General features: G+C 70.8%; 31 protein-coding genes. 17 read left to right on the top strand and 14 right to left on the bottom strand.

The features are described 5' to 3' along the window. Positions 1-51: 51 nt before the first annotated feature. Entirely contained in the window at positions 52-288 is a 237-nt protein-coding gene (locus ACFYYW_RS41450; RefSeq protein ID WP_387658051.1) for a hypothetical protein, read from the top strand. A gap of 238 nt (positions 289-526) precedes the next feature. Here the strand turns inward: ACFYYW_RS41450 and ACFYYW_RS41445 are convergent, their stop codons facing one another. The 4 genes from ACFYYW_RS41445 to ACFYYW_RS41430 form a co-directional block, all read right to left on the bottom strand. Next, entirely contained in the window at positions 527-763 is a 237-nt protein-coding gene (locus tag ACFYYW_RS41445) for a hypothetical protein (protein WP_387658048.1), read from the bottom strand. Positions 764-858: 95 nt separating this feature from the next. Further along, positions 859-1,143, bottom strand: a complete 285-nt coding sequence (locus ACFYYW_RS41440; protein WP_387658045.1) for a hypothetical protein — start codon at positions 1,141-1,143, stop codon at positions 859-861. A 318-nt stretch (positions 1,144-1,461) separates the two neighbouring features. Beyond that, positions 1,462-2,550: a hypothetical protein gene (locus tag ACFYYW_RS41435; RefSeq protein ID WP_387658042.1), complete on the bottom strand. Its 1,089-nt coding sequence runs from the start codon at positions 2,548-2,550 to the stop codon at positions 1,462-1,464. A 182-nt stretch (positions 2,551-2,732) separates the two neighbouring features. Beyond that, positions 2,733-3,398 (bottom strand): hypothetical protein, encoded by a 666-nt coding sequence (locus tag ACFYYW_RS41430; RefSeq protein WP_387658039.1) that lies wholly within the window; start codon positions 3,396-3,398, stop codon positions 2,733-2,735. A gap of 467 nt (positions 3,399-3,865) precedes the next feature. On the opposite strand from ACFYYW_RS41430, the gene ACFYYW_RS41425 reads away from it, so the two are divergent. After that, positions 3,866-4,144, top strand: a complete 279-nt coding sequence (locus ACFYYW_RS41425) for a hypothetical protein (RefSeq protein WP_387658036.1) — start codon at positions 3,866-3,868, stop codon at positions 4,142-4,144. Between the two features lie 102 nt (positions 4,145-4,246). Here the strand turns inward: ACFYYW_RS41425 and ACFYYW_RS41420 are convergent, their stop codons facing one another. The 4 genes from ACFYYW_RS41420 to pyrH all read right to left on the bottom strand — a co-directional run bounded on the left by ACFYYW_RS41420 (position 4,247) and on the right by pyrH (position 6,443). Then, positions 4,247-4,501 carry a hypothetical protein gene (locus tag ACFYYW_RS41420; protein WP_352323926.1) on the bottom strand — a complete coding sequence of 85 codons (255 nt, stop codon included), beginning with the start codon at positions 4,499-4,501 and terminating at the stop codon, positions 4,247-4,249. Between the two features lie 332 nt (positions 4,502-4,833). Continuing rightward, positions 4,834-5,385, bottom strand: a complete 552-nt coding sequence (locus ACFYYW_RS41415) for an SMI1/KNR4 family protein (RefSeq protein ID WP_387658033.1) — start codon at positions 5,383-5,385, stop codon at positions 4,834-4,836. 34 nt (positions 5,386-5,419) lie between these two features. Beyond that, positions 5,420-5,713, bottom strand: a complete 294-nt coding sequence (locus ACFYYW_RS41410) for a hypothetical protein (RefSeq protein WP_387658030.1) — start codon at positions 5,711-5,713, stop codon at positions 5,420-5,422. A 16-nt stretch (positions 5,714-5,729) separates the two neighbouring features. Beyond that, positions 5,730-6,443, bottom strand: a complete 714-nt coding sequence (gene pyrH / locus ACFYYW_RS41405) for a UMP kinase (RefSeq protein ID WP_358289523.1) — start codon at positions 6,441-6,443, stop codon at positions 5,730-5,732. A 138-nt stretch (positions 6,444-6,581) separates the two neighbouring features. Between pyrH and ACFYYW_RS41400 the strand changes: the two genes are divergently transcribed. Continuing rightward, the gene (locus ACFYYW_RS41400) at positions 6,582-7,310 is read left to right on the top strand and encodes a histidine phosphatase family protein (RefSeq protein WP_387658025.1); all 729 of its coding nucleotides are present in this window, start codon (positions 6,582-6,584) and stop codon (positions 7,308-7,310) included. On the opposite strand, the gene ACFYYW_RS41395 is transcribed toward ACFYYW_RS41400, so the two are convergent. Together ACFYYW_RS41395 and ACFYYW_RS41390 are read right to left on the bottom strand one after the other, a co-directional pair. Next, entirely contained in the window at positions 7,262-7,723 is a 462-nt protein-coding gene (locus ACFYYW_RS41395) for an NUDIX hydrolase (RefSeq protein WP_387658023.1), read from the bottom strand. The two genes, ACFYYW_RS41400 and ACFYYW_RS41395, sit on opposite strands and share 49 nt — an antisense overlap. A 68-nt stretch (positions 7,724-7,791) precedes the next feature. Next, the gene (locus ACFYYW_RS41390) at positions 7,792-8,460 is read right to left on the bottom strand and encodes a FadR/GntR family transcriptional regulator (RefSeq protein ID WP_352323932.1); all 669 of its coding nucleotides are present in this window, start codon (positions 8,458-8,460) and stop codon (positions 7,792-7,794) included. A 76-nt stretch (positions 8,461-8,536) separates the two neighbouring features. Between ACFYYW_RS41390 and ACFYYW_RS41385 the strand changes: the two genes are divergently transcribed. Genes ACFYYW_RS41385 through alc form a run of 11 tightly spaced genes read left to right on the top strand, consistent with a single transcriptional unit; the run spans position 8,537 to position 20,794 of the window. Further along, positions 8,537-9,667: an amidohydrolase family protein gene (locus ACFYYW_RS41385; protein ID WP_387658020.1), complete on the top strand. Its 1,131-nt coding sequence runs from the start codon at positions 8,537-8,539 to the stop codon at positions 9,665-9,667. Then, positions 9,667-11,292, top strand: a complete 1,626-nt coding sequence (locus ACFYYW_RS41380) for an ABC transporter substrate-binding protein (RefSeq protein ID WP_387658017.1) — start codon at positions 9,667-9,669, stop codon at positions 11,290-11,292. The genes ACFYYW_RS41385 and ACFYYW_RS41380 overlap by 1 nt, the downstream gene beginning before the upstream one ends. Further along, positions 11,289-12,221, top strand: coding sequence for an ABC transporter permease (locus tag ACFYYW_RS41375; RefSeq protein WP_387658015.1), 933 nt, complete (start codon positions 11,289-11,291; stop codon positions 12,219-12,221). Before ACFYYW_RS41380 ends, ACFYYW_RS41375 begins: the two co-directional genes overlap by 4 nt. Continuing rightward, a complete protein-coding gene (locus ACFYYW_RS41370) occupies positions 12,218-13,018 on the top strand; it encodes an ABC transporter permease (protein WP_387658012.1) in 801 nt (266 codons plus the stop codon). Before ACFYYW_RS41375 ends, ACFYYW_RS41370 begins: the two co-directional genes overlap by 4 nt. After that, a complete protein-coding gene (locus tag ACFYYW_RS41365; protein ID WP_387658008.1) occupies positions 13,015-13,944 on the top strand; it encodes an ABC transporter ATP-binding protein in 930 nt (309 codons plus the stop codon). The genes ACFYYW_RS41370 and ACFYYW_RS41365 overlap by 4 nt, the downstream gene beginning before the upstream one ends. A gap of 16 nt (positions 13,945-13,960) precedes the next feature. Then, positions 13,961-14,746 (top strand): ABC transporter ATP-binding protein, encoded by a 786-nt coding sequence (locus tag ACFYYW_RS41360; RefSeq protein ID WP_387658005.1) that lies wholly within the window; start codon positions 13,961-13,963, stop codon positions 14,744-14,746. Further along, positions 14,743-16,197 carry an amidohydrolase family protein gene (locus ACFYYW_RS41355; RefSeq protein ID WP_387658002.1) on the top strand — a complete coding sequence of 485 codons (1,455 nt, stop codon included), beginning with the start codon at positions 14,743-14,745 and terminating at the stop codon, positions 16,195-16,197. Before ACFYYW_RS41360 ends, ACFYYW_RS41355 begins: the two co-directional genes overlap by 4 nt. Beyond that, positions 16,194-17,459, top strand: coding sequence for a DUF6986 family protein (locus ACFYYW_RS41350; protein ID WP_387657999.1), 1,266 nt, complete (start codon positions 16,194-16,196; stop codon positions 17,457-17,459). The genes ACFYYW_RS41355 and ACFYYW_RS41350 overlap by 4 nt, the downstream gene beginning before the upstream one ends. Position 17,460: 1 nt before the next feature. After that, positions 17,461-18,243: an aspartate/glutamate racemase family protein gene (locus tag ACFYYW_RS41345; protein ID WP_387657996.1), complete on the top strand. Its 783-nt coding sequence runs from the start codon at positions 17,461-17,463 to the stop codon at positions 18,241-18,243. Beyond that, a complete protein-coding gene (allB, locus tag ACFYYW_RS41340; protein WP_387657993.1) occupies positions 18,243-19,583 on the top strand; it encodes an allantoinase AllB in 1,341 nt (446 codons plus the stop codon). The genes ACFYYW_RS41345 and allB overlap by 1 nt, the downstream gene beginning before the upstream one ends. After that, a complete protein-coding gene (alc, locus tag ACFYYW_RS41335) occupies positions 19,580-20,794 on the top strand; it encodes an allantoicase (protein ID WP_387657990.1) in 1,215 nt (404 codons plus the stop codon). The genes allB and alc overlap by 4 nt, the downstream gene beginning before the upstream one ends. A gap of 9 nt (positions 20,795-20,803) precedes the next feature. Here alc and ACFYYW_RS41330 read toward each other — a convergent pair whose 3' ends face one another. From ACFYYW_RS41330 to ACFYYW_RS41315, 4 genes are all read right to left on the bottom strand, one after another. Beyond that, positions 20,804-21,325, bottom strand: a complete 522-nt coding sequence (locus ACFYYW_RS41330) for an EF-hand domain-containing protein (RefSeq protein WP_387657987.1) — start codon at positions 21,323-21,325, stop codon at positions 20,804-20,806. Positions 21,326-21,422: 97 nt separating this feature from the next. Then, the gene (locus ACFYYW_RS41325; protein WP_387657984.1) at positions 21,423-21,869 is read right to left on the bottom strand and encodes a hypothetical protein; all 447 of its coding nucleotides are present in this window, start codon (positions 21,867-21,869) and stop codon (positions 21,423-21,425) included. After that, entirely contained in the window at positions 21,866-23,248 is a 1,383-nt protein-coding gene (locus tag ACFYYW_RS41320; RefSeq protein WP_387657981.1) for an ATP-binding protein, read from the bottom strand. The genes ACFYYW_RS41325 and ACFYYW_RS41320 overlap by 4 nt, the downstream gene beginning before the upstream one ends. Continuing rightward, positions 23,245-23,919 carry a response regulator gene (locus tag ACFYYW_RS41315; protein ID WP_387657978.1) on the bottom strand — a complete coding sequence of 225 codons (675 nt, stop codon included), beginning with the start codon at positions 23,917-23,919 and terminating at the stop codon, positions 23,245-23,247. The genes ACFYYW_RS41320 and ACFYYW_RS41315 overlap by 4 nt, the downstream gene beginning before the upstream one ends. Positions 23,920-24,057: 138 nt before the next feature. Here ACFYYW_RS41315 and ACFYYW_RS41310 point away from each other — a divergent pair, with 138 nt between their 5' ends. From ACFYYW_RS41310 to ACFYYW_RS41300, 3 genes are all read left to right on the top strand, one after another. Continuing rightward, positions 24,058-24,561: a hypothetical protein gene (locus tag ACFYYW_RS41310; RefSeq protein ID WP_387657974.1), complete on the top strand. Its 504-nt coding sequence runs from the start codon at positions 24,058-24,060 to the stop codon at positions 24,559-24,561. A 122-nt stretch (positions 24,562-24,683) separates the two neighbouring features. Further along, on the top strand, positions 24,684-25,019 hold the full coding sequence (locus tag ACFYYW_RS41305; protein ID WP_352327400.1) for a hypothetical protein: 336 nt from the start codon (positions 24,684-24,686) through the stop codon (positions 25,017-25,019). A gap of 10 nt (positions 25,020-25,029) precedes the next feature. After that, positions 25,030-25,836, top strand: coding sequence for an inositol monophosphatase family protein (locus ACFYYW_RS41300; protein ID WP_387657971.1), 807 nt, complete (start codon positions 25,030-25,032; stop codon positions 25,834-25,836). Positions 25,837-25,858: the final 22 nt, after the last annotated feature.

The raw sequence follows: 25,858 nt of genomic DNA, 5'->3' as shown, positions 1-25,858 counted from the left end.
CTCACAAGCCGGCACGATGATGTACATCGTTCTGTTAGGTGCTCGTAACGCATGATCACCACGACGGGTGCTGGGGCCGCGGTTGCTGAGGTGCCTGATCATCCCCCGCCCACCATCGCCCAGGGACGAGCAGACCAGCGCCACTTCCCGTTCTCGATGGTCGACAGCAGACAGGATGATCAGACTGGGGAGGTGCGCGCGGCGCAGGCCCGGGCTGTGCTGCGCGCCATCAGCGACTCCATCGACGCGATGAAGGACCAGCGCTTGGCGGAGGGGAAGCAGTGGTAGAGCGACAGGCCGGAGCCTGATGATCGGTCCATGGGTGGGCCACTAAGAGGGGTGATGAGGGGTCAACCACGATGACTCTGGACCAGCTCAGCACCCCGACAGGCCGTGATCGATGCAGTTCCCAGGCTGACAGCGCGGGTTCGATTCCCGTCACCCGCTCTCAGCGTGATGGCCCAGTTCGGTGGAAGCCGCCCCTCCTGAACTGGGCCCCGCGCTCCTTACGAAACCAACCCGTCAGTCATTCGGACGTGTGGCGGCGCTCCCAGATGTCGGCCTTCCTGCCCTTCACCCATACAATCGGCGACCACATGCACGGTGCCCCCTCTTCTCCGATGGGACTCTCCGCGATCTCTTCCTCCTCTTGCGGCGAGAGCTCGAAGTAGCCGTCATAGAACGGTTCGGGGAAATCACGGCCGATCGACGCGGCGAGCCACGACGCGAAGGTGATGTCCTGAGGAAAGAGCGCATGATCCAAGCAGCACAGATTGGGGTCCCATCCCCACATCGCCCCTTGGGGATCCCGGCAATCCATAAGTGACGCGATCGCACATCCCCAGTCCAACAACTGGATCATGCCCGGCCGTGGGTCGCAGGATCAGTACGAAACGCCAGAGCCGACTCAGTGATGTCCGCGTAGATGTCGCTCTGCCAGAAGTCATAACCCCGTACACCGATGATGCCCCCGCGAGGACCGAAACCTCCGTTCCCCACCTCCAGATACAACCGTCGCAGCAGCGGAGGGAGCGGGTAACCGATGGCGTCTTCAGCCTCGGCGACGGCCTCGGACGAGGCCACCGGGGGGACATCGGGCCCAGCGTCTGACCTTATCGCTTCGAAGATTTCATCCTCGGTCATGATCTGCACTCCCCGTGCGGAGGCCGGCCGCTGGAGGAGGGCCTGAAGTCGTCCATGTCCATGGGGCTGCATGCTGCCAGCTTCGACCGACAATGCCAGAACACAGAGGCATCGATCGCGCGTTAGGTCCGTGCCAGAACGGGCGGCGCTCGGCGGTGAATCACGGAGACTCACGGTCACTCAACCCGCCTTGGCCTGCACCCTCGTCCATCCAGCTCAGGACCGCAAGATCAGTTGCCTATTCCGGAGCTGACAGCGCGGGTTCGATTTCCGTCACCCGCTCCAAGCACGAAAGCGTTGTCCGGCATGCCGGAGCGCCTACTCCTCGAACCAGACCACCAAGCGGACAGCATCATCTCCGTGAACGCGCGCGAGCGTACGCATGACTGTCCATACCCCGTGCCAGAGGCTGTCAGGCGGTACGGCCTGGCGGCGCGTGGCACGCTCAACGCGGAAGACGGTGTCTTTGTCCCTCCACTCGGTGCCTTCATTCCACAGCACAGCCACCTGACAAGGATCGACCGTCAAGGTATCCACGCCACTTACCCGAGCGAACCTACGGCTCCATACTGAGCGGTAAACGAGTTCTAGGCTCTGATCGGGAAGCAGCCGATACTGGGCTACGTTGGTCGGGTGAAGCGCGGGTTCATCCCAGTCGATCGCGGTGACCTCATCCCAGTTCAACCACGTGGCACCGAAGGCGGCTTCCCCCCATTCCGCCAAACCCGCTTTGGTGGTCTCCGACGCATCCTGAGGGAGCCCGCGATCGGCCGCTATCGGTCGCCAGTGACCTGAGCTGCGAACCCCGAAGATGCAATCGAAGGCTTCATAGTCTCTGCCAACCAACATCTTCAGCGAGAGAGCAGCACACCAAGCGGTCTCACCGACATCGAGTCCGGGAGCCCATGTGCGGCACTCGATGAATCCATGGATGTCGGTTCCCATGCCGAAATCTTGCTGCCCGCACAGAGGGGCTGTCCAACCTTTTCGATGGCGAATCACTCTCCGGCGGGCCATGAGATAGAAAGCCCGAGTAGAGCGCGCGGAGTGCATACGAGCCGCCAGGCCGCCCCAGCAGCGCCATGCTCCACCCCCACCACGCAAGAGGCGCACGGGCTGGCCCGCATCGGCGACCGCCACGAAGCTGACCGCGGACTTACCCGAGAGGCCGAAGTCCTTACCAGTCTGCCCATGCCCGATCACCCGGGCCATCACTTCGTCTTTGACCACGCCATGTGGGTCTTCTACGCCGCCACCTGCTAAACCTGACTCGCCGACGACGACCGCGCCCGCGAAACCATCCAGACGCTCACCCGCCCGGACGGCACCTCCAACGCCCCAGTGCAAGTCGCCGACGCACACATCGACCTCGGCATAGTTCACGCCCGCCGAGGCGAAGAGTTCCACCAACGTTTCGTAACCGCCCGCAGGCCCGGATTAACCGCCGTCCTGACCTGCTCGACTGAGCGCAACACGCGTACTTGCCGGGCTGCCAAACTGCCGAGTTGTTCTCATGGTTGTTAAGGGCGGCGCTCCCCGCCACATCAAAGGAACCCGCCTCACTGCGTGACCTCGCCGCGGAAGGTTTGCTAGGAAGCCTTTAGAGCTTCCAGGAGGCGGCTCGTGGCTGTCTGCGCGGCAGACCTGGTGAGCGCGGGATCAAACTGGCCCACGTGTCCATCGTGCTCCAGTGCGATCATGGTGTTCCCCACCCTGGTAATCACGATGTCGATCGCCACCATCGACTCCTTGTCCAAGTTCCTGCCCGGGAACCCACTGCGGAGCTTTAGCCCATAGGAAGCGTCGCCGAGCCTGCCGACCGATAGCTTGCGGATCGTGTCTTTGGTGGCGTCCGTAGTAACCGTGACGCCATTGCAGTCGCGGACCATCACTTTGGCCGCGCGCTCCAAGCCGGCAATCTTGCCGCGAGTACCGCTCACGATGTACTCGCTCACCCCTTCCCACCCGTCTTCCTTCCTCAACCAGGTCGCGGCCTTGGCTCGATAGAGGGGAAGAACGCCCTTGACCGCCTTGGTGCACGCCTTCGAGCGGGTGACTATGTCATACCGATGCGGTGCTCTCTTCCAGCTCGCGTAACGTACGAAGCCGGCGCCAAGGTCCTCCGGCAGAAGCAGGGCCGCTTTGAGCCGATCCGGAGACAGCGGCTTGGGAGAACTTTCAGCCGCAGCAGGAACCGGTACGAGGAGCACTCCGCATAAGAAACTGGCGGCGAAAAGCGCACGAACAGTGATCACAAGAGGCACTTTAAATGATGCTTCCTACCGCGGGGAGAGGCAAACGCTGGCTCCCTTCTGCGCCTCCGACTCGGGCGCTCCGGCTCACTGACGATCGCCAAGGGCCGGTACCGGGTCCTCGTCGCTGACCACCACGCCCATGAGACCCGAACATCGACAGGCCTCAGTAGCTTGGCGCTCATGGAGGAAGGACATCCGGGCAAACAGCCGGTGCAGTGGCCAGAGCGACGCAAGGACGTGCTGGAGTCACTGGGGGGCGTAGGTGGGAGAGGTAGATGCCGGATCATCCCGTCATCGTCCGGGGACAGACCGAGCAGATCTGGGACGCTCCACCTCTCCCCCGTGACGACGGCCCGCTTCGCCTTGAGGCGGAACGGCGGCCGACGGGAGCGTCTGACATTGGAGATGCGCGCGGCGTCGCAAATACCTATAGTGGCGGAGCTTCACCTACATATTGAGGTGCTCACGTGGCCGAGCTGATCGGAATGCTTTATCAGACGATCCCCCTGACAGTGGGCGAGGTCGTCTTCGTGGCCTTGTTCTTGGCGTTTCGACGTACGCAGCGGCACGCGCACTATCTCCTGTGGCCGGCAGGCGCCTGGTTCCTGGCTGCGTCGGACGAGTGGTACATGAACACCTACCAGCCGGAGATGAACATTCGAATCGACGCACTCCCCTGCTTGGTGCTGATGGCCATCACCACATTGACTTGCGTTCCGCTGGCCTTCCTTCGTCGGCGGACGTAGTCGAATCGCCTGCCGATGCCCGTCCCGGGAGGCCTTCAGCGCTTCCACCGCGAGTTCACAAGGCCACGCTCGAAATAGCGCGTCGCCGGAAGAAGCCCTGGCTTATTCGTCGTCCTCGTCGCCTGTGTATGCCTCGTACAGCTTGCGGCGGAGGAGGTCGGTTCGGACGGTGAGGGCGCCGAGGAGTTCCTCGTCGCTGAGCCCGTCCGTGGTTCTGAAGGCCCATGAGGAATGGCCTTCCTCGTCGAGGCACTTCACGAGGACTATCGCCCCCAGAGCGGTCCATCCTTCGGGAAGCGGGTAGACGTCGAGGCCGTTCAGGGCCTGGCCCACGGGCACTTCCCTTTCCTCTGTCACGGAGTCTCCTCATGGCTGGTGGTGGCACGAACCGAGGTGTACTGCTCAAGCGCGTCGCAGCAAGCACCGAAACCGCTGTGCCGGGGACACTCGGCTTCCCCGGCTCGCGGGCAGTGGTAGATGTCCGGACAGCCGCAGTCGAGGAACAGGGGCAAGGGGGCCGGCAGGACAGCCACTGTTCAGATGATGTGCCGCTGGTTCCTCGCAGCGCAACCGCTTTGCTCTCCGAGCCGGCGGACGAACGACGGCGGCACCCAGCGAACGTGTACGGAGAACGAGTCTCCAGGCCAGAGCCCTCCGACGGTTGCACCCGCAGTTCCGGGAAGTGCGCATCATTCTGCCAGCCGCTGTTGAGCGGACTCCCATGGCCGCATCTCGCCGTCTTCGTCGGCGTCTTCGTCGGCGTCCTCTTCGTACCAGCCCGTTTCGGAGAGCCAGGTCTCCAGCCAGTCGGTCAGGCTCTCGGAGTCGACATACCAGGCGTGGTGCCAGTCATCGCCGATCCCGTTCGGTTCGAAGAGGAGGACGGCGCCCTCGGGGCTGCGGCAGTCCACGGCGGCGTACATGCCGCACCCCCAGTCCAGGACGGGCAGCACGTCCGCCGGCCAGTGCGCGTCACCGCCGGATCCTGACGTCTCCCGGGCCTCGCGGTATTCGGTCACGACGGTGCGTCCTTCTCCCGCGAGCGGGAGAAGCTGGTAATCGGGGCCGAAGCCGCCGTTGGCCACCTCGCGGTAGAGCCGGGTGAGCACCGGCGGGAGTCGGAAGCCCAGGATGCGTTCGGCCTGTGCCACGTCCTCCGCCGTCGCGGGAGGAGGCAGGTGCTCCGCGGTCGCGCCCGCCTTCGCCGACACACGCCGAAGGAGATCATCGCTGTCCGTCACGACGATGATCCTGCCATCTGCCCACGACAGAACTTCATGGACGGACGGCCGTGTACGTGCCATCCGGGCGCATGACTGCGGTCCGCGTCACGGGAGCGACATTCGGACGGGGCACACGATCGTTCACCGCGACGACCAGGCGGAGTGCCCGATCGGCCTCGGGAAGCACGTAGAAAAGTATCTTGTAGCTGCTCCCGTCCTTTCCGGTGACATTCACCCAGTCCTTGTCGTCGTTCTCCTCCATGAGAGCGAGTTCGTCATGGACAGCGACACGACGCCACCGTGACAGGTAATCCTCTGCGATCTCAGCCGCCGCCTGCTCGTTCATCACCCACCTGAAATGGCTATCTGGAGGAATCCGGATCCCGGGTGATTCTCGTTCCCACGTCCTCTCCTTGGCAGATCGCCTTCATCACGCCCGTCGCCGCCACGTCGAACACGTGCATGAGAAGCCCTTGTTCATTGGCGAGCACGAAGGCGCTCTCGTCCATCACCCGCACCCCGGCCGCCAGAGCTTCGCGATAGGTGAGGTTGGTGTACCGCTTGGCGTCCGGGTTCACGTTCGGGTCGCTGTCGTACACCCCGTCGACGCCGCGCTTGGCGACCAGCAGCGCGTCGGCTTCAAGCTCCAGAGCCCGCTGAACAGCCGGATAGTCCGTCGTGACGTACGGCTGGCCGATGCCACCGGCGAGCAGGACGATCAGCCCGCGGCGGAGGTGCCGGTCGGCGCGCAGCCGGATGAACGGCTCGGCGACGCTCTGCATCGGCACCGCCGTCATCACCCGCACATCCGTCTGCGACCGCGCGGTGAGCACCCCACGCAACATCAACGCGTTCATCACCGTGCCGAGCATGCCGATGTTGTCGGCCTCCGCGCGGCCTATCCCCCAGCCGTCGGCCATCCGGCCGCGGAAGTAGTTGCCGCCGCCGATGACCACGGCGACCTCGACGCCCAACGTACTGACGGAGAGAATCTCATCCGCCAGCTGAGCGAGACTGGCCGGATCGGTTCCCCAACCGGCGTCTCCCGCAAGTGCCTCGCCGCTCAGCTTGACCACGACCCGTGAGTAACGACTCATCCCGTTCCCTTCACGGCCGCGCCCTCGGCGACCTGATCAAGAATACGAGGCGCGACCTCCCCAGCAGCATCCCGACCACGAATGCCTCGAGTGCCGACCTTTGACATGATCCACCGCATGCGAACCCGGATGTTCTTCGTGCGCCACGGGGACTCCCTGCACAAGCGGGACGGCGTGATAGGCGGCCCGAAAGGATGCCGTGGCCTCACCGACACCGGACATCGGCAAGCGGCACAGCTCGGACGGCGAATCACCGCGGAAATCGGCGACGACACGACGACGATCTACTCCTCGCCCCTGCCCCGCGCCGTGCAGACAGCCGCCGCGATCGCGACGGCCACCGGCCGGCCGTCGTCGCAGGACTGCGGGCTCTGTACGTGGCACACCCCGCCGGAGGCGGACGGGCTCACCCACGCGGAGTTCCGGCGCCTCGACATCGAAGGCGGCGGCATCTACCGTCCCTGGCAGCAGGGCAACGAGACCTGGGCCGAGATGGTGACCCGCACCAGCCGCACCATCACCGACCTCGCCCACCGGCACCGCGGTGAGACCGTCATCGTGGTCGGGCACGCCGAGACGGTCGAGATCTCGTTCAACGCCCTCGGGTTGCTGCCGGTCTACCGGTCCTTCGACCTCAAGGTGTGCCCGGCCTCGGTGACGGAATGGATCACCGACCAGGAGCCGACACAGTGGCCGCCGCCCAGGTGGACTCTCGTGCGCTTCAACGAGACCTCGGCCCTGGCGGCGCTGCGGCTGCGGGATGATCGCCGCACCGCGGGCCGGGGTCGGGCGCGGGGTCAGCTGTGGAGCAGTTGGGTGAGTGGCGCGCGCACGTCGGCGGGGTAGAGGTCCAGCTGCCCGAACTCGGCGGCGCTCGCCCAGATGAGCTCGAAGGTGTTGTCCGGCCCGTGATCCACGGCTTCGTCACCGGAGAGCGACGGGACGCCGATCACGTCCCGCATGAGGAAGTAGAAGGCGGGCCGGCCGTTGTGCGAGCCGGTGAAGAGCAACCGGTCGATCGTCGCGGTGAGAGTCGTCTCCTCGTGGAGCTCGCGCACCGCGGCGCTCTCCGGCGACTCGCCGTCCTCCACGTGGCCGCCGGGGAGCAGCGCGTAGTGGTGCCCGGGACACTGCTGCCCTTGCCGGCCTTTGGCGGTGCAGATGCCGCAGGTGAGGCCGGGGCCGCGCCGGAAGAACCGCTTGATGACCAGGACCCGGGCGCCGTCGACGACCACGGCGACCGCTCGGGGGATCGGCATGAGACGGATCATACGATTGGGCCGTAGCTCACGACCCGGCCTCCGGCGGACGGGCAGCGTGGAGGGCGTCAGAGGTCGCGTTCCTGGTCGTTGAGGATGGTGAGCGCGATCGTGGCCGCGCCGGCCGCGTCGCCGGACTCGATGGCCTCGTACAGGTCCTCGTGGGTGGAGTCGGAGCCGAGCACGGCGCGTTCCATGCAGTGGTCGCGGCGGACCGTCTCGCGCACCGCCTCGCTCATGCCGCGGTACAGGTCCAGCAGCACGGGGTTGTGCGAGGCGGCGGCGATGGACAGGTGGAACTCCACGTCGGCGTCGGCGAACGCGTCGAGGTCGGCGGCCTGGTGGGCGGCGGTGCGCCGGGCCAGGGCCGTCCTCAGGTCGTCGAGGTCGGCCGGCTTGCGGCGTTCGGCGGCCAGGCGGGCCGCCACGAGGTCGAGGCCGCGTCGTACGTCGATGATGTCCATGGTGGCCGCGCGGTCGAGGCGGCGCTTGAACGCCACTTCGCTCTCGTCGGTCGCGGTGACGTAGGTGCCGTCGCCCTGACGCGTGGTGAGCAGCCCGGCGTGGACGAGCACGCGTACGGCCTCGCGTACCGACAACCTGCTGACGCCCAGCGCCTCGGCCAGCCGGCTCTCGGTAGGGATCTTGGCCCCGACCGGCCAGACGCCGCTGGTGATCTCCTGGCGGAGCTCGCGGATGGCGGAGTCGACGAGGGAGGTCCGGCCCACGTGCCGCATTTGTCCTCTTCTCTAATCATCTGATGTCTGATAATTCTATGCCACTGTCGCCCTCGGGTTAAGGGGATCAGCCGGTATGGCTCAGATTCTGTTCACCGATGTACGCCCCCACGATGTCCTGATCGAAGACGGTCGCGTCGTCCCGCCGGCACGCCGGGCGGAAGACTGCCAGGTCGTGGCGGCGGACGGACTGCTCGCCCTGCCCGCCCCGGTGGACGCGCACGTCCACCCCGACAAGACCACCTGGGGCCAGCCGTGGCTGAGCCGCACCCCGGCCGGGACGCTGCGCGACCTCATCGAGGGCGACGTCGCGGCGCGCGCGGAGATGACCGCGCCGGTCGCCATGCGGGCCATGGCCCTCATGGACCACGCGATCGCCCGCGGCACCCGGGCCTGGCGGGCGCACGTGGACGTCGCCCCGGTGTACGGCCTGAGCAACGTGCACGGCGTACGGGAGGCCGCTCAGGCCCGCGCCGACCTGCTGGACGTGCAGATCGTCGCCTTCCCCCAGCTCGGGCTGCTGTCCCGGCCGGGCACGGCGGAGCTGATGGAGCAGTCGCTCAAGGAGGGCGCGGACATCCTCGGCGGGCTCGACCCCGTGGGCATCGACGGCGACCTGCACGGACACCTCGACCTGCTGTACGGCCTGGCCGAGCGGCACACCGTCCCGCTCGACATCCACCTGCACGACGGCGGCGACGAGGGGGTCGCGCAGGTGCTGGAGATCGCCCGCAGGGCGAGGTCCAGCGGTGTGCCGACGACGATCAGCCACGCCTTCTGCCTGGCCGACCGCCCGGACCTCGCCGAGACGCTGGCCGAGGCGAAGATCTCGCTGACCACCTGCGCGCTCGGCGCCGACCCGGTCCTGCCGGTCGGGCCGCTGGTCGAGGCAGGGGTGCTGGTCGGACTCGGATCCGACGGGGTGCGGGATCCGTGGACGCCGTTCGGCGACGGCGACATGATCAACCGCGCCCACCTGCTCGCCTACCGCACCGACGCCCGCACCGACGAGGAGCTGGCCAGGTGCTACGAGATCGCGGCGCACGGGGGCGCCGCGCTGCTGGGCCTGGAGCAGGCCCGGCTCCGGCCAGGAGATCCCGCCGACTTCCTCCTGGTACGCGCCGACTCCATGGCCCAGGCGGTCGTGGACAAGCCCATCCCCCAGTTCGTCGTCCGCAACGGACGCGTTCGCGAAAGGTCCTCCTGATGATCCGTCGAGCCCTACCGGTGGCCGCCGCACTCGCGGTGGCCCTGGCCGGATGCGGCCAGCAGGCCGCAGCACCGCAACAACAGCAGCAGGGCTCGGGCGAGGCGCCCAAGCTGGAGCTCAGGACCGTCACCGCCCCGGCCACCGGGGAACTGGACAAGGTGACGTGGAACCTGCCGTACGAGCCGCAGACGGTCGACCCGATCAGGTCGTTCAACTACGCCGAGAACACCGTGCTGGCCAACATGTGCGAGAGCCTGCTGCGGCTGACCCCCGAGTTCGGCATCGAGCCCGGCCTGGCCGAGAAGGCCGACAACCCCACCCCGACCACGTGGGTCTACACGATCCGCGACGGCGTGAAGTTCTGGGACGGCACGCCGCTGACCGCCGAGGACGTCGCGGCCAGCCTCAACCGCCACCTCGACCCCGCGCTCGGCACCTGGTGGGGCGACTACTTCCACACCGTGCAGTCGATCAAGGCGACCGGGCCGATGCAGGTCACCGTCACGCTGAAGCAGCCCGACGTGCTGTTCAACCAGGCGATGGCCACCGCGGCCGGCGCGATCGTGTCGGCCGAGTACGCCGGGAAGAAGGACCTGGGCTCGCCGACCGGCGGGGTGATGTGCACCGGCCCGTACAAGTACGGGAGCTGGAAGTCCGGCGACGCGCTGACGATCACCCGCAACGACGCCTACTGGGACACCGCGCTGCGGCCGAAGACCAAGGAGCTGGTCTTCCGGTTCATCGCCGACGAGACCACCGCCATCAACGCGCTGCGCTCCGGCGAGGTGGACGGGCAGTACTTCTACCTGCCTCCGGCGGGGCTCGGCCAGCTCCAGCAGTCGCCGACCGGCTCGGTCACGCTCGGCAAGTCGCTGACCTTCTGGACGCTGCTCGGCGCCGCCAAGTCCGGCCCGTACGCCGACCCGAAGGTCCGCCAGGCGTTGTCGCTGGCGCTGGACCGGGCGGCCATCTCCAAGGTGGTCTTCCAGGGGACGGCCATGCCGCAGCGCACCCTCGCCGGCGCCGAGTACTGGGGATACCAGCGGGACGCCTTCCAGAAGGCCTACGACGCGATCCCGCCGGAGACGCCCGACCTGGCCAAGGCCAAGCAGCTGCTCACCGAGGCCGGCTCCCCCACCCAGACGATCACCATCGGGATCCAGGGCAGCTCGGCCGTCCACGAGCAGACCGCCAACCTGATCAAGGCGACCGGCGAGGCGCTCGGCCTGAAGATCGAGATCAAGGTGATCCCCGTCGAGCAGTACGGGAACCTCTACAGCGACCCCAAGGCCCGCGAGGGCATCGACGCCTTCTTCTCCACCTGGTACGGCAACGTGCCGGACCCGCTCGACATCTACACCGTCTTCCTGGCGGGCGGCCGTACCAACTTCAACGACTACGCGGCCGTGAACGCCGACATCGCCAAGGCGCGGGCCGCCTACGACGAGGCGGAGCGGGCGGGGCTGGTGACGGCGATCCAGCAGAAGGTCACCACCGACGTGCCGTGGATGCCGCTGAACAACCTGCCGGTGATCCTCTACATGAACAAGCGGGTGACCGGCGCCGTCGCCTCCTTCCCCTACCTGTACTACCCGTGGGCCGCGGGGCTCGGCGCGGCATGAGGTTCCTGGCGAAACGGCTGGCGGGGCTGATCGCGGTCCTGCTGGTCGCCTCCTTCCTGGTGTACGGCCTGCTCTACCTGGTGCCCGGCGGGCCGATGGCGTTCCTGCTCGGCAACCGCAGCGGCACCCCCGAGCAGGTCGCGGCCATCCGCGCGCAGTACCACCTGGACGACCCCTTCCTGCTGCGTTACGCCGCCTGGCTGCGCGACGCGGTGACGGGCGACTTCGGCGCCTCCCTGGTCTACCGGCAGGACGTCTCCGCGCTGATGGCGTCCCGGGCGACGACGACCGTCGTCCTGGTGGTCTACGCGACGCTGCTGATCGTGGCCGGGGGCGTGGCGATGGGCCTGCTCGCGGCGCTGCGCGGCGGCCGGGCCGACGGGCTGGTCAGCCTGGTCTCCTCGGTGTTCCTGGCCACGCCGCCGTTCGTGGTCGGGGTGATCCTGGTCATCGTCTTCGCGCTGGGACTCGGCTGGTTCCCGGTCTTCGGGCCCGGCGACGGGTTCGGCGACCGCATCCACCACCTCACGCTGCCGGCGATCACGCTCAGCCTGGCCAGCGCCGCCTTCCTCGCCCGCATCACGCGGGCCTCGGTGTCGGAGGAGCTGGGCCGCGAGCACGTGGAGACCGCCCGCAGCCGCGGCCTGGCCGAGGGGCACATCGTCCGCAGGCACGTGCTGCGCAACGCGGCCATCCCGGTGGTGACCGTGGTCGGCCTGAACGTCGCCGGGCTGATCGCCGGCTCGGTCGTGGTGGAGAGCATCTTCGCCCTCGACGGTCTGGGCTCGTTGTTCGTCCGCGCGATCCTGCAACGCGACTTCGCGATCGTCCAGGCGGTGGTGCTCGTGCTGGTCACCGCCTTCGTCCTGATCAATCTGGTGGTGGACCTGTGCTACTCCGCTCTCGACCCGCGCCTGTCGCGGCAGTGACCCGCCGCCTGGGCGGGCTGGGCGTGGCCGCCGCCGTCCTGCTGGCCGCCGTCGTGGTGGTCACTCTGCTCGCGCCGCTGCTCGCGCCCTACGACCCCGACCAGCCCGACCTGTTCAACGCGCTGGGCGGCGCGTCCGTCGCGCATCCGCTGGGCGGGGACGTCCTGGGCAGGGACGTGTTGTCCCGGCTGATGTACGGCGCGCGGACCACGTTGCTCGCCCCGGTGCTGGTGATCTGCGTCGCGAGCGCCGCCGGGACCACGCTGGCGATCGTCGCCGCCTGGGCGGGCGGCAAGGTGGACGCGGTCGTCTCCCGCCTGCTGGACGTGCTGTTCTCCGTGCCGGGCATCGTCTTCGCGCTGGTCACCGTGGCCGTGCTCGGTCCCGGCGTGCCCGGCGTGGTGATCGGCCTGGCGGTCGCGTACACGCCGTACGTGGCCCGGGTGGTGCGCAGCGCGGCGCTGCGTGAGCGCAGCCTGCCGTACGTGGCCGCCGCCTGGGTGCAGGGCCGGTCGGCGACCGCCATCTGCCTGCGCCACCTGCTGCCGAACCTGCGGCCGATCATCGTCGCTCAGTCGGTGTCGGCGCTCGGCTTCGCGGTGATCGACGTCGCGGCCGTCTCCTTCCTCGGGCTGGGCGTGCAGCCGCCCACCGCCGACTGGGGGCTGATGGTCAAGAGCGGCCTGGACAGCGCCCTGCGCGGCCAGCCGCTGGAGGCGCTGAGCGCCGGGCTGCTGATCGCGCTGGTGGTGGCCGCGGTGAACCTGTTGGGCGATCGCCTGGGGAGGCAGTCGTGAGCCTGTTGACGCTGGAGGGCTTCGGCCTGGCCGTGCCGTACGAACGAAGCTGGCGGACGCTGGTCGAGCACGTGGACCTGACCATCGGCGCGGGAGAGGCCGTCGGGCTGGTCGGCGAGTCCGGTTCGGGCAAGTCGATGACCGCCCGCGCGGTCATCGGCCTGACCCCGCCCGGCGCCCGCGTGACCGGCCGGATCGTCTTCGACGGCGCCGACGTGCCCTCGGGCCGGGCGCTGCGGCTGCTGCGGGCCAAGCGCGTCGCGATGGTCTTCCAGGATCCGCGGGCGCACATCAACCCCGTCCGCAGCGTCGGCGACTTCCTCACCGAGGCCATGGTCCACAACCTGCGGATGCCGGTGCGGCAGGCGTCGGCGCGGGCCGTCCAGCTCCTCAAGGAGGTCGGCATCGCCGACGGCGAGCGGCGCCTGCGCCAGCACCCGCACGAGCTGTCCGGCGGCCTGCTGCAACGGGTGATGATCGCCTCCGTGCTGGCCGTCGAGCCCGACCTGGTGCTGGCCGACGAGCCGACCACCGCGCTCGACGTGACCACCCAGTCCGAGGTCATGGCCATCCTGGACGAGCTGCGCCGCGAGCGCGGCATGGCCATGCTGCTGATCACCCACGACCTGGAGCTGGCCGCCGCGACCTGTGACCGGCTGGCGGTGATGTACGCGGGCCGCATCGTGGAGGACCTCGACGGCGAGCCGCGCCACCCCTACACGCGCGGCCTCATGAGGTCGCGGCCGAGCCTTGAGCAGACCGCGCACCGGCTGCCGGTGATCCCCGGACGGCCCGTGGCGGCCTTCGAGGCCGAGGACGGCTGCGCGTTCGCGCCACGCTGCGAGCTGGCCGAGCCGCGCTGCCGGGAGAGCCGGCCGCCGTCCGTCCGCGGGGTCGCCTGCCTGAGAGCGGAGGAGACGGCATGAGAGCGGAGGAGGCGGCATGAGCGTCATCGAGGCGGACCGGCTGCGGAAGGTGTACGGCCCGGCCACGGCCGTGGAGGAGGTCTCCTTCACCGTGGCCGAGGGCGAGTCGCTGGCCATCGTGGGCGAGTCCGGTTCGGGGAAGACGACCGTCGCCCGCATGCTGCTCGGCCTGGAGACGCCCACCAGCGGCACGATCAGCGTCTGCGGGCGTCCGCGGGCGGCGGGCCGGGTGTCGGCGGCGGAGCGGCGCAGGCGGGCGCGGGAGATCCAGATCGTCTTCCAGGACCCCTATTCGTCGCTGGACAAGCTGCAGCGGGTCGGCGACGTCGTCGAGACGAGCCTTGCCCTGCAGTTCCCGCTCACCTCCGCCGAGCGGCGGAAGCGGGCGCTGGACCTGCTCGAATCCGTGGGCCTGGCCGAACGGCACGCGGCGATGCTGCCCAGGCAGCTGTCCGGCGGGCAGCGCCAGCGCGTGGCCATCGCCCGCGCCCTGGCAGTGGAGCCGCGGGTGCTGGTGCTGGACGAGGCGGTGGCCGCGCTCGACGTGTCGATCCAGGCGCAGATACTCAACCTGCTCGCCGACATCCGCGAGCGGCGCTCGATCAGCTACGTCTTCATCTCCCACGACCTGGCCGTGGTCAACCAGATCAGCGACACCGCCGTCGTGATGCGGCACGGCCGCGTCGTGGAACGCGGAGCCACCCGCACCCTGCTGCGCGAGCCGCAGGAGGAGTACACCCGCGCCCTGCTGGCCGCCGTGCCCAGGCCCGGCTGGAAGCCGACCAGGAGGAACACCCAGTGAGCACGCTGATCAGGGCGTCGTTCGTCATCGGCTTCGACGGCGACGACCACGTCATCCACCGGGACGCGTGCGTCGTCTACGACGGCGACCGGATCGTCCACGTCGGACGTTCCTACGAAGGCCCGGTCGAGGAGGTGATCGACGCCGGTGAGGCGATCGTCGGGCCCGGCTTCATCGACCTGGACGCGCTGGCCGACATCGACCACGCCGTCCTCGACACCTGGCACGCCGACTCCAGCGGGCTGAACTGGTCGCACGACTACGCCGTCAACCGGCGCCGGGCCGTCTTCCCGCTGGAGGACACGCTCTTCATGCGGGAGTACGCGCTCACCCAGCTCATCCGCAACGGCGTCACCACGGCGATGCCGATCGCCGCCGAGACGCACAGCGCGTGGGCGGAGTCGTACGAGGAGCTGGCCGGTGTCGTGGAGATCGCCGGGCGGCTCGGCCTGCGCATGTACCTGGGGCCGTCCTACCGCTCCGGCGTGCCGGTGCTGCGCGCCGACGGCAGCCGGGACGTGCACTGGGAGCCCGGACTCGGTGAGCGGGGGCTAGCCGACGCGATCCGCTTCGTCCGGGACGTGGACGGCGCCCACGACGGCCGGATCCGGGGGGCGCTGCTGCCGTGCCGCATCGAGACCGTCACCCTCGACCTGCTGCGCGCCACCGCCCAGGCCGCGCAGGAGCTGGACTGCCTGGTGCGCCTGCACTGCATGCAGGGCCTGACGGAGCTGCGGCTGCTGCGCGAGTGGTACGACCGGCACCCCCTGGACGTGCTGGCCGAGGTGGGCCTGCTCGGCCCGCGGCTGCTGGTGCCGCACGCCCTGTACCTCGGCGACCCCGGCACGCCCTTCGAGGGATCGCCGGACCGGCTCGCGGCGCTGGCGGGGATCGTGCACTGCCCCCTCACCTTCGTCAGGTACGGCGACGCGCTGCGCGACTTCGACCGGTACCGGGCGGCCGGCGTGAACGTGGCGCTGGGCACCGACTCCTTCCCGCCCGACATGATCCGCAATATGGACTACGGCAACAACCTGGCCAAACTGGTCACCGGCCGGCTGGACGCGGGCTCGGCCGCCGACTACTACCGGGCCGCCACCCTGGGCGGCGCCCGCGCGCTGGGCCGCGACGACCTGGGCAGGCTCGCCCCCGGCGCCACGGCCGACCTGGTCGTCGTGGACCTGTCCGGCCCGCGCACCGGCCCGGTCGACGACCCGATCAGGACGATGCTGATGAACTGCACGGGCGCCGACGTGTCCACCGTGGTGATCGACGGCCGGCCGGTGATGCGCGACCGGACGATCCCCGGCGTGGACGAGGAGTCGATGCGGCGGCGCGCGCAGACCTACTTCGAGACGATGAAGGCCGCCTACTCCGAGCGCGACCACCTGCGCCGGGACCCGTCGCTGCTGTTCCCGGCGTCCTTCCGCGTCGTCGAGGACGGCTCATGAGCGGCGCGGCCTTCCTCTCCGGGCTCGTCTCCGGGCTCGCCGCTGAGCTCGACGTCCGGCTCGCCGCCGCGGACGAGCGGCTGCGCACGGCCTATCCCGGGGAGCCGGCCACCCGGCAGCCGGTGCACACCGTGTACGTCCCGGCCGACCGCTACACGCCGGACACCGTACCGGCGTGGGGCCGGCAGGCGCTGGCGGCGCTGGCCGAGCACGGCGGGACCGCCACGGAGTTCGCCGACGCGCTCGGCCTGCCGCCGCGGACGGCGGCGGAAGTGTACGACCAGGTCCGGGCCAAGCTGACCCACGAACCGGTCGAGGACCTCAGGATCGACTTCGAGGACGGCTACGGCCACCGCCCGGACGCCGACGAGGACGCCGCCGCCAGGACCGCCGCGAAGGCCCTGGCCGAGGCCACCGCCGCCGGCGCCGGCTCGCCGTTCTGCGGGATCCGGTTCAAGAGCTTCGAGGCGCCGACCCGGCGGCGCGGCCTGCGCACCCTGGCGATCTTCCTGGAGACCCTCGGACCGCCGCCCGCCGGCTTCGTCGTCACGCTGCCGAAGGTGACATCGGTCGAGCAGGTGGAGGCGATGGCGCTGGCCGCCGGACGGCTGGAGGCGGCGTACGGGCTGGCGAGCGGGAGCCTGCGGTTCGAGCTCCAGGTGGAGACGCCGCAGGCGATCCTGGGCGCGGACGGCGTCTCGCCGCTGCCGTCGATGATCCGCGCCTCGGCCGGGCGCTGCACGGGCCTGCACTACGGCACCTACGACTACTCGGCGGCGCTCGGGGTGTCGGCGGCGTACCAGAGCGCGGACCATCCGGTCGCCGACCATGCCAAGGCGGTGATGCAGGTCGCCGCCGCCGGCACCGGCGTACGCGTCTGCGACGGGTCGAGCAACGTGCTGCCGGTCGGCGACGGCGACGCCGTCCGCGCCGCCTGGCGGTCGCACGCAAGCTTGGTCCTGCGCGCCCTGGAGGGCGGCCTCCACCAGGGCTGGGACCTGCATCCGGCCCAGCTGCCGAGCCGGTACGCCGCCGTCCACTCCTTCTTCAGGGAGGGGCTGCCGGCCGCCGCGGCCCGGCTGCGCGGCTATCTCCGGCGCGAGACGTCCGGCTTCCTGGACGAGCCGGCGACCGCCCGCGCGATGGCCGGCTTCCTCGCCCGCGGCCTCGACTGCGGCGCGATCGGCGCGGCCGAGCTGGACGCCCTGGCCGGGGTCACGCCGTCCGAGCTGCGTGCCATGCGCGCCGGGACGGGGGGCTGACGTGCGCATCCTGATCGTGAACGTGAACACCACCCGGTCGATGACCGACACGATCCGCGCCCAGGCGGCGGCGCACGCCTCGCCGGGTGTCGAGATCGTCGCGCTCACCCCGTCGTTCGGGCCGGAGTCGGTGGAGGGGAACTTCGAGAGCTACCTGGCGGCGGTCGCCGTGATGGACCGGGTCGTCCGCTACGACGAGCCGTACGACGCGGTGATCCAGGCCGGGTACGGCGAGCACGGCCGCGAGGGGCTGCAGGAGCTGCTCGACGTCCCCGTGGTGGACATCACCGAGGCGGCCGCGCAGGTCGCGATGCTGATCGGGCGTACGTACTCGGTGGTCACCACGCTGGACCGGGCGGTGCCGCAGATCGAGGACCGGCTGCGGCTGGCCGGGCTGGCCGGCCGGTGCGCGTCGGTCAGGGCCAGCGGGCTGTCGGTCCTGGAGCTGGAGGAGGATCCCGGCCGGGCCGTCGAGGCGATCGTCGCCCAGGCCCGCGAGGCGGTCATCGGCGACCGGGCCGAGGTGATCTGCCTGGGATGCGGTGGAATGGCGGGACTCGACCGGAAGATCACCGCAGCCACCGGGGTGCCCGTCGTGGACGGCGTGGCCGCCGCGGTCGCCCTCGCCGAAGGGCTCGTCCGGCTCGGCCTCACCACGAGCAAGGTGCGCACCTACGGGACGCCGCGCCCCAAGACCGTGACCGGATGGCCGATCACCGGCGGCCCCGCGGCCGTCGCCCGGCCGGTCCGCGCGGGACGGCGCGGCCACGGAGGTGTCGCCTGATGGCCCGGCTGGACCTGCTGTTCAGGGCCCGTCGCGTGGTCACCGACGCCGGAGAGGCAGCCCGCAGCATCGGCGTGCGGGACGGGACGATCGTCGCGGTCGAGCCGCTGGAGGCCGACCTGGCGGCCGCCGAGGTCGTCCGGCTCGGCGACGACGAGGTGCTGCTGCCCGGCCTGGTGGACAGCCACGTGCACGTGAACGACCCCGGACGGACCGAGTGGGAGGGCTTCGCGAGCGCCACCCGGGCGGCCGCGGCCGGCGGCGTCACGACGATCGTCGACATGCCGCTGAACAGCGTCCCGCCCACCACCGACGCGGCCGCGCTGCGGGTGAAGCGGGCGACCGCCCGCGGCCGGGCGTACGTGGACGTCGGCTTCTGGGGCGGCGCGGTGCCGGGCAACCTGCGCGAGCTGCGCGGCCTGCACGACGCGGGCGTGTTCGGGTTCAAGAGCTTCCTGCTGCACTCGGGCGTGCCGGAGTTCCCTCCCCTGGAACCGGCCGAGCTGGCGGACGCGCTCCGCGAGCTGCGGGCGTTCGACGCGTTGATGATCGTGCACGCCGAGGACCCGCACGTGATCGACCACGCGCCGCCCGCACGCGGCCCGAGTTACCGCGACTTCCTGCGCTCCCGCCCGCGCGGCGCGGAGAACCTCGCGGTCGCGCACGTCATCGAGCTGGCCCGGCGGACCGGCTGCCGGGTACACATTCTGCACCTGTCCAGCTCGGACACGCTGCCGATGATCCGCTCGGCCCGGGACGACGGCGTGCGGATCACCGTGGAGACCTGCCCGCACTACCTGACGTTCAGCGCCGAGGAGATCGCCGAAGGGGCCACCCCGTTCAAGTGCTGCCCGCCGATCCGCGAGGCGGCCAACCGGGAGTCGCTCTGGCGGGGGCTCGCCGACGGCACGATCGACTGCGTGGTCTCCGACCACTCGCCGTGCACGCCGGAGCTCAAGCGGCTCGACACCGGCGACTTCGGCCTCGCCTGGGGCGGCATCGCGTCGCTGCAGCTCGGCCTGCCCGCGGTGTGGACCGAGGCCAGGCGCCGCGGCCATCCGCTGACCGACGTGGCGCGCTGGATGGCCGGACGCCCCGCGCAGGTGGCCGGGTTGTCCGGCAAGGGCCGGATCGCGCCGGGCCACCAGGCCGACTTCTGCGTGTTCGCGCCCGACGAGACGTTCGTGGCCGACCAGGACCGGCTGCACCACCGCAACCCTGTGACGCCCTACCACGGCCGCACGCTGGCCGGCGTGGTCCGCGCGAGCTGGCTGCGCGGCGAACGCGTCGACATCGACGGCCCGCCGCGCGGCCGGCTGCTCAACCGAGGAGAAGCATGACCTTCACCCATTTCCCCGACCTGGCCTCGCGCGCGCTGGCCGGCAGCGTCGTGTACGCCAACGACGAGCTGTTCGCCGAGCGGGAGAACCTGATCAAACCCGGCCCCGCGACGTTCTCGACGGAGGACTTCGGCCACAAGGGCAAGGTGTACGACGGCTGGGAGACCCGTCGCCGGCGCGAGCCGGGGAACGACTACGCGATCGTCCGGCTCGGCGTCCCCGGCGTGGTGCGCGGGGTGGTGATCGACACCGCCTGGTTCAGGGGCAACTACCCGCCGTACGCCTCGGTGGAGGCGACCAGCGTCGAGGGCGTGCCGTCGCCGGCCGAGCTGGAGCGGGCGAACTGGGAGACGATCGTCGGGAAGAGCACGATCAGGGGCGACGCCGAGAACGCGTTCGAGGTCGCGGACCGGCGGCGCTGGACGCACGTGCGCCTCAGCATCTACCCCGACGGCGGGGTGGCCCGGTTCCGGGTGCACGGCGAGCCGGTGCCCGACCCGCGCCTCCTGGACGGCACGATCGACCTGGCCGCGCTGGAGCACGGGGGGGACGTGGTGGCCTGCTCCGACACCTTCTACTCCTCCCCGGTGCAGCTGCTGCTGCCCGGCCGGGCCCGGATCATGGGCGACGGCTGGGAGAACGCCCGCCGCCGCGACGGCGGCAACGACCACGTGACGGTCCGGCTGGCGGGCCGCGGGCGGGTGCGCCGGGTGGAGATCGACACGTCGTACTTCGTCGGCAACGCGGCCGGCTGGGCCTCGCTGAGCGGAACCGACGCGAGCCATCCGGACGCGGGCCATCCAGACGCGAGCCATCCGGGCGCGGGTGATCCGGGCGCGGGTGATCCGGGCGCGGGTGATCCGGGTGCGGGCGCGGAGTGGTTCGAGCTGATCCCGAAGACCCGGTTGCAGCCGGACACCCGGCACTTCCTGCGCCCGGTGTCGTCCGCGCCCGTGACGCACGTCCGCCTCGACGTCTTCCCCGACGGCGGCCTGGCCCGGCTCAGGGTGCACGGCGAGCTGGACGCCGACGCCCACCGGGCGGCCGTGCTGCGCTGGCTCGACCTGCTGCCGGCCGGGCATGCCGTCGAGGTGCTGCGCGGGGCCGGCGTGCCCGGCGGGACCGCCGAGGAGCTCGTCGGCCGCCGGCCGTTCGCCGACGGCGACGTGCTGCCTCCGGCGCTGCTCCTGCCGGTGGGGCCGCCCCTCTGACCTTGAGGTCTATTCGGGCGGCGCGCCGAACACGTACGAGCCGGGGGCGTCCGGGTCGTCGCCGGCCCAGAACTCGGTCCAGTGGCGGCGGAACTCCTCGCGCGACAGGTGGCCGTCGCCGTCCAGGTCGAGGCGGGGGAAGATCTCGTCGGTCGCCGACGGCGCGCCGTTCCACGTCTCGATCAGCGCGCCGTACTCCGAGCGGGAGATGAGGCCGTCGCCGTTGAGGTCGATGGCCTCGAACATCGCGTCGGCGGTGCCGGTGACCGCGTCGGTCATGTCGCCGAGCACGTCGACCACGCTGAGCACCTGGTCGAGGGAGACGCCGGCGTCGCCGCCGGAGGCGGCCCGGAGCACCGGCCACCAGCCGGTCATGACGGAGGTCAGCCGCTCGGGGTCGGCCGGCCCCGCGACGGCCGACCAGCGGTGGGCGAGCGCCTGGAAGTCGGCCTGGGTCAGCCGGCCGTCGCCGTCGACGTCCATCGCCCGGAAGACGCCGCCGACCTTCTTCCGCTGGAACTCACTGGCCACATCTGCCTCCACTCCTCGGGAAGCCTCAATGCTGTCGAGTGATCACTTATCGTGACCATAGTCGTTTGAGTGACTAATCCGTTACGTAGTGTGGGAGTCAGGTGAAGTCGGCGCAGCGGGCCTGCCCCTTGCCCGGCACGGTCACCCGTACGTCGTCCACCTGCACGCCGCGCTCGACGGCGGTGGCGGCGGCGATCGTGCAGACGAGCTGCCCGGTGGCCATCCGCGGCAGACGGGACGCCGGCGCCCCCAGGACGAACGCGTCGCCGGTCGCCCGGACGACCAGGCCCTTCGGCAGGCCGGTGTCGAAGCCGCGCTCGCGTTCCCCCGAGGTGGGGCCGCCGGTCAGCAGCACGACGGCTTCGGCGGCCGGCAGCGGGCCCTCCGGGCGGGTGACGGGCACGAGCCGGCCGTGCCGCACGAAGTACAGGCTGGTGCCCTGGACGAAGCCGCGGGGCGCCTCTCCGGCGCGGATCACGTCGGTGGGGCCGACCCCGCAGGCCGTGCAGACGGTCAGGATCAGGGCCAGCGGCCAGGCTCTCACGGACGGTTCCTCGGCAGGGTGAGGGTGAAGACGGCGCCAGGACCGGGGGCGACGGTGAGGTCACCGCCGTGCAGCAGGGCGTTCTCGCGGGCGATGGCCAGGCCGAGGCCGCTGCCTTCGGAGCGGGCGCGCGCGACGTCGGCCTTGTAGAAGCGCTCGAAGACGTGCGGGAGCACGTCGGCGGGCAGGCCGGGCCCCTGGTCGGAGACCTCGACGGCGACCGTCCGGCCGGTGGCGTGCACCCGGACGGCGACGGGCGGCGCGCCGTGCCGCAGCGCGTTGCCGACGAGGTTGGCGACGATGACGTCCAGGCGGCGCGGGTCGAGGGGAACGCGGACGTCCGGGGACGGCAGGTCCGCGACGACGTCGGAGCTCCAGCCGCGGGACCGCAGGCAGGCCGCGACGGCGGCGCCGACGTCCACGTCGTTGAGGTTGAGCGCGGCGGCTCCGGCGTCGAAGCGGGAGATCTCCATCAGGTCGTCGACGAGCGTGCTGAGCCGGGCGACCTCGGCGGTGATCAGCCGGGCGGCGGTTCCGGCGTCGGCGTCCAGCCGGGCGGCGCCCGCTTCCAGGACGTCGGTGACGGCGGTGGCGGCGGCCAGCGGCGTGCGCAGCTCGTGGGAGACGTCCGCGACGAACCGCCGTGACCTGGCCTCCATCTCGCGCAGCTCGCCGACCGAACGTTCCAGCGCGGCGGCCGTCTCGTTGAAGCGTCCGGCCAGCCGGGCCAGCTCGTCGCCGCCGTGCACGGGCAGGCGGGTCTCCAGCCGTCCCTCGCCCAGCTGCCGGGCCGCCCGGTCCAGGTCGGCGACCGGCCGCAGGACGCCGCGCGCGGCCAGCAGCCCGGCCAGCACCGCCAGCAGCACGACGGGCACGGCCGCCGCCTGCGCGGCGCGCAGCACGGCCCTCTCGTCGGAGGCGGCCTTCCCGAGCGACTCGACGAGGTAGACGCTGATCCCCGACGGCGTGCCGCCGGCGCGGAGCATGACCCTGCCGCCGGCCACGAGGTACGGCACGCCGTCGCGCTCCACCCGCTGCCAGGCCAGCTCCGGCCACCGCAGGACGGTCGCGCGCAGCTCGGCGGTGACGCGCGCGTCGCCCGGCACGGCGCCGTCCCTGACGACGTAGACCTTGCGGTCGCCGATCTCCAGGTCCTCGGCCAGCTGGGCCAGTTCCTCGTCGCCGGCGGGCAGCGCCACGTCGCGGGACAGCAGCAGCACCCGGCTCCTGAAGTCCTTCAGCGACCGGTCCTGCGCTCCGGCCAGCAGGTTGGTGCGCGCCTTGTAGTACGTCAACCCCGCGGCCCCCACCGCGCTCAGCCCGCCCACCAGCACGAACGTGATCACCAGCCGGACCCGCAACCCCCGCAGCCAGTTCATACCGGCCCGAAGCGGTAACCGAATCCGCGCACGGTCTGCACGTACCTCGGCTCGGCGGGCACGTCCTCGATCTTGGACCGCAGCCGCTGCACGCAGGCGTCCACCAGCCGCGAGTCGCCCAGGTAGTCGTGCTCCCACACCGACTCCAGCAACTGCTGCCTGCTGAAGACCTGGCCCGGCGTGGCCGACAGGTGCAGCAGCAGCCGCAACTCCATCGGCGGCAACGCGACCTCCCGGCCGTTCCTGCTCACGGTGAGTGAGGCGCGGTCCACGCACAACCCGCCGTACCTCTCCACGGGCGAGGGCACACCGTCCGTACGGCGCAGCACCGCCCTGATCCGGGCCTCCAGGACCTGCGGGCGCACCGGCTTGACCACGTAGTCGTCCGCGCCCGCCTCCAGCCCGCCGACCACGTCGAAGTCGTCGCCCCGCGCGCTCAGCATCACGATCGAGGTGGACATGGTCGCGCGGATGCGACGGCACACCTCGAACCCGTCGATGCCGGGCAGCATGAGGTCGAGCACCACCACGTCGGGGGCGAAGCGGGCCAGCCGGGCCAGCCCGTCCTCCCCGGACGCCGCCGACCGCACCTCGTGGTCCCGGCCCTTGAGGGCGAGTGTCAGAGCGTCCCTGACGTGGGGATCGTCCTCGATCAGCAAGACACGGGCCATGCGTTCCAGTATCGGCGGCCTGGCGTGCCGGTTTGTGCGCCTTCGGAAGCTATTACACGTTCATGACATGGAGCGGACGGGCTCCTCACAACGGCGGGCCACGGTGTTGACCGCCAGCCGAACCCATTGGAGGAAACCGTGTTGATCAGCAAGCGGCGTCTCGCCGTCCTGGCCGCCCTGCCCGTCCTGGCCCTGAGCGCGGCGTGCGGGACGCAGAGCTTCGCCAGCTCGTCCAGCCCCGCGCCCGACTCCGGCAAGCCCAGCTGGCACGAGACCGCGGTGAAGTTCGCCGGATGCATGCGGGAGAACGGGATCGACATCCCGGACCCGGTCAAGGGCCAGGACCTCGACACCAGCGCCGTCAGCAAGGTCACCCAGGCCAAGCTCGACGCCGCCATGAAGGCGTGCAAGGAGTGGGACTCGACGCTGCTCGGCGGCTCCGAGCCGGCCACGCCGGAGGAGGACGCCAAGTTCGCCGCGTGGGCGCAGTGTCTGCGCAAGGGCGGCGTCTGGCAGCCCGTCACCAAGGGTGAGGAGATGCCGGCCGGGTTCAAGCGGGTCAAGCCCGGCTCGGCCGCCGAGAAGCAGGTCTTCGAGGGCTGCGACCTGCTCCGGCCGGCCGCCCCGTACGAGGAGAACTAGCCACCCCGCCCCCGCCAGGCCATGCCCTTCCCTCTGCCGTCCCGCTGCTGGATGAGGGGAGGGTTGGCGGGGCTCCGGGCCGGGCCCGGTGTCCGGCCGGTCACGGGGGCTAGGCTGGGCGCATGGGTCATGCGAAGACGTCGTTCGTCTGCCTGCCGTGCCGGGCCTCGTACAAGCAGCCCTACCCGCTGCCCGGCGACCGGGGCCGGTCGTGCCCGCGCTGCGGCGAGCCGCTGATCCACGTGGGCTCCGCCTTCGCGGCTCCCCGGCGGCGCGACACCGCGGCCTGGCGGGTGCTGTCGCTGCTGCTGCACGCGGGCGTCGGCTTCCACAAGAGTTGTTGCGGCGGGCCCGGCTACCGGCCGCGCACGCTCGGCGAGGCCCGCGCGCGGATGGCGCACGCACGGGCCGCCGGAGAGCCGTTCGCCAAGGCCCTGACGCGTCCCGAACTGCCCTAGGACGGCCCGCATGACCATCGACGTCCGGACGCTGCTGCCCGTCGCCGAGGCGGCCGCGTCGATCGCCGGCGAGATCATCACCACCCGGGCGCCCGGCGTCGTCACCGCCAAGGGCGACCGCGACATGGCCACCGAGGTCGATTTCGCCGTCGAGCACGCCGTACGCGAGTTCCTCTCGAACGAGACGCCCGAGCTGGGCTTCCTCGGCGAGGAGGAAGGCGCGAGCCGGCCGGGCCAGGGCCTGACGTGGGTGCTCGACCCCGTGGACGGCACGGCCAACTTCCTGCACGGCATCCCGCTGTGCGGGGTCTCCCTGGGCCTGGTCGACGGGGACGTGCCGCTGCTCGGCGTCGTCGGCCTGCCGTTCCTCGGCGTCCGCTACTCGGCCGCCCGAGGCGCCGGCGCGACGGCCGACGGCTCGCCTGTCCAGGTCAGCGGGGCCGCGGAACTCCAGGACGCCGTCGTCGCCCTGGGCGACTACGCGGTGGGCGCGGACGCGCCGGAACGCAACCGTCCCCGCTTCGCCCTGACCCAGGAACTGGCCGCGCGCGTCCAGCGCGTCAGGATGCTCGGCTCGGCCGCGATCGACCTCGTGTGGGTGGCCGACGGCAAGGTCGACGCCAGCGTCATGCTCAGCAACAACCCGTGGGACACCGCGGCGGGCGTCGTCATCGCCCGCGAGGCCGGGGCCGTCGTGGTCGACCTCGACGGCAGCCCCCACGACATGACCTCCCGGGCGACCATCGCGACGAGCCCCGCCCTCGCCGCCGACCTGCTGAAACTCCTCACCGCCGCCCTCTCCCAGGCTTCTGAGTAGGTCCGTCCGGTCCGGGGCCCCG

Origin of the sequence: Nonomuraea sp. NPDC001831, from assembly GCF_042892035.1 — a bacterium.
Lineage (GTDB): Bacteria > Actinomycetota > Actinomycetes > Streptosporangiales > Streptosporangiaceae > Nonomuraea.
This window is presented reverse-complemented; position numbering and strand designations above follow the sequence as displayed.

Excerpts from the sequence above, each read along its gene's own strand:
- ACFYYW_RS41450 (WP_387658051.1), top strand. The coding sequence starts at position 52 with ATGATCACCACGACGGGTGCTGGGGCCGCGGTTGCTGAGGTGCCTGAT.
- ACFYYW_RS41440 (WP_387658045.1), bottom strand. The coding sequence starts at position 1,143 with ATGACCGAGGATGAAATCTTCGAAGCGATAAGGTCAGACGCTGGGCCC.
- ACFYYW_RS41410 (WP_387658030.1), bottom strand. The coding sequence starts at position 5,713 with ATGAACGAGCAGGCGGCGGCTGAGATCGCAGAGGATTACCTGTCACGG.
- ACFYYW_RS41400 (WP_387658025.1), top strand. The coding sequence starts at position 6,582 with ATGCGAACCCGGATGTTCTTCGTGCGCCACGGGGACTCCCTGCACAAG.
- ACFYYW_RS41395 (WP_387658023.1), bottom strand. The coding sequence starts at position 7,723 with ATGCCGATCCCCCGAGCGGTCGCCGTGGTCGTCGACGGCGCCCGGGTC.
- ACFYYW_RS41390 (WP_352323932.1), bottom strand. The coding sequence starts at position 8,460 with ATGCGGCACGTGGGCCGGACCTCCCTCGTCGACTCCGCCATCCGCGAG.
- ACFYYW_RS41385 (WP_387658020.1), top strand. The coding sequence starts at position 8,537 with ATGGCTCAGATTCTGTTCACCGATGTACGCCCCCACGATGTCCTGATC.
- ACFYYW_RS41380 (WP_387658017.1), top strand. The coding sequence starts at position 9,667 with ATGATCCGTCGAGCCCTACCGGTGGCCGCCGCACTCGCGGTGGCCCTG.
- ACFYYW_RS41375 (WP_387658015.1), top strand. The coding sequence starts at position 11,289 with ATGAGGTTCCTGGCGAAACGGCTGGCGGGGCTGATCGCGGTCCTGCTG.
- ACFYYW_RS41360 (WP_387658005.1), top strand. The coding sequence starts at position 13,961 with ATGAGCGTCATCGAGGCGGACCGGCTGCGGAAGGTGTACGGCCCGGCC.
- ACFYYW_RS41350 (WP_387657999.1), top strand. The coding sequence starts at position 16,194 with ATGAGCGGCGCGGCCTTCCTCTCCGGGCTCGTCTCCGGGCTCGCCGCT.
- allB (WP_387657993.1), top strand. The coding sequence starts at position 18,243 with ATGGCCCGGCTGGACCTGCTGTTCAGGGCCCGTCGCGTGGTCACCGAC.
- alc (WP_387657990.1), top strand. The coding sequence starts at position 19,580 with ATGACCTTCACCCATTTCCCCGACCTGGCCTCGCGCGCGCTGGCCGGC.
- ACFYYW_RS41320 (WP_387657981.1), bottom strand. The coding sequence starts at position 23,248 with ATGAACTGGCTGCGGGGGTTGCGGGTCCGGCTGGTGATCACGTTCGTG.
- ACFYYW_RS41315 (WP_387657978.1), bottom strand. The coding sequence starts at position 23,919 with ATGGCCCGTGTCTTGCTGATCGAGGACGATCCCCACGTCAGGGACGCT.
- ACFYYW_RS41305 (WP_352327400.1), top strand. The coding sequence starts at position 24,684 with ATGGGTCATGCGAAGACGTCGTTCGTCTGCCTGCCGTGCCGGGCCTCG.
- ACFYYW_RS41300 (WP_387657971.1), top strand. The coding sequence starts at position 25,030 with ATGACCATCGACGTCCGGACGCTGCTGCCCGTCGCCGAGGCGGCCGCG.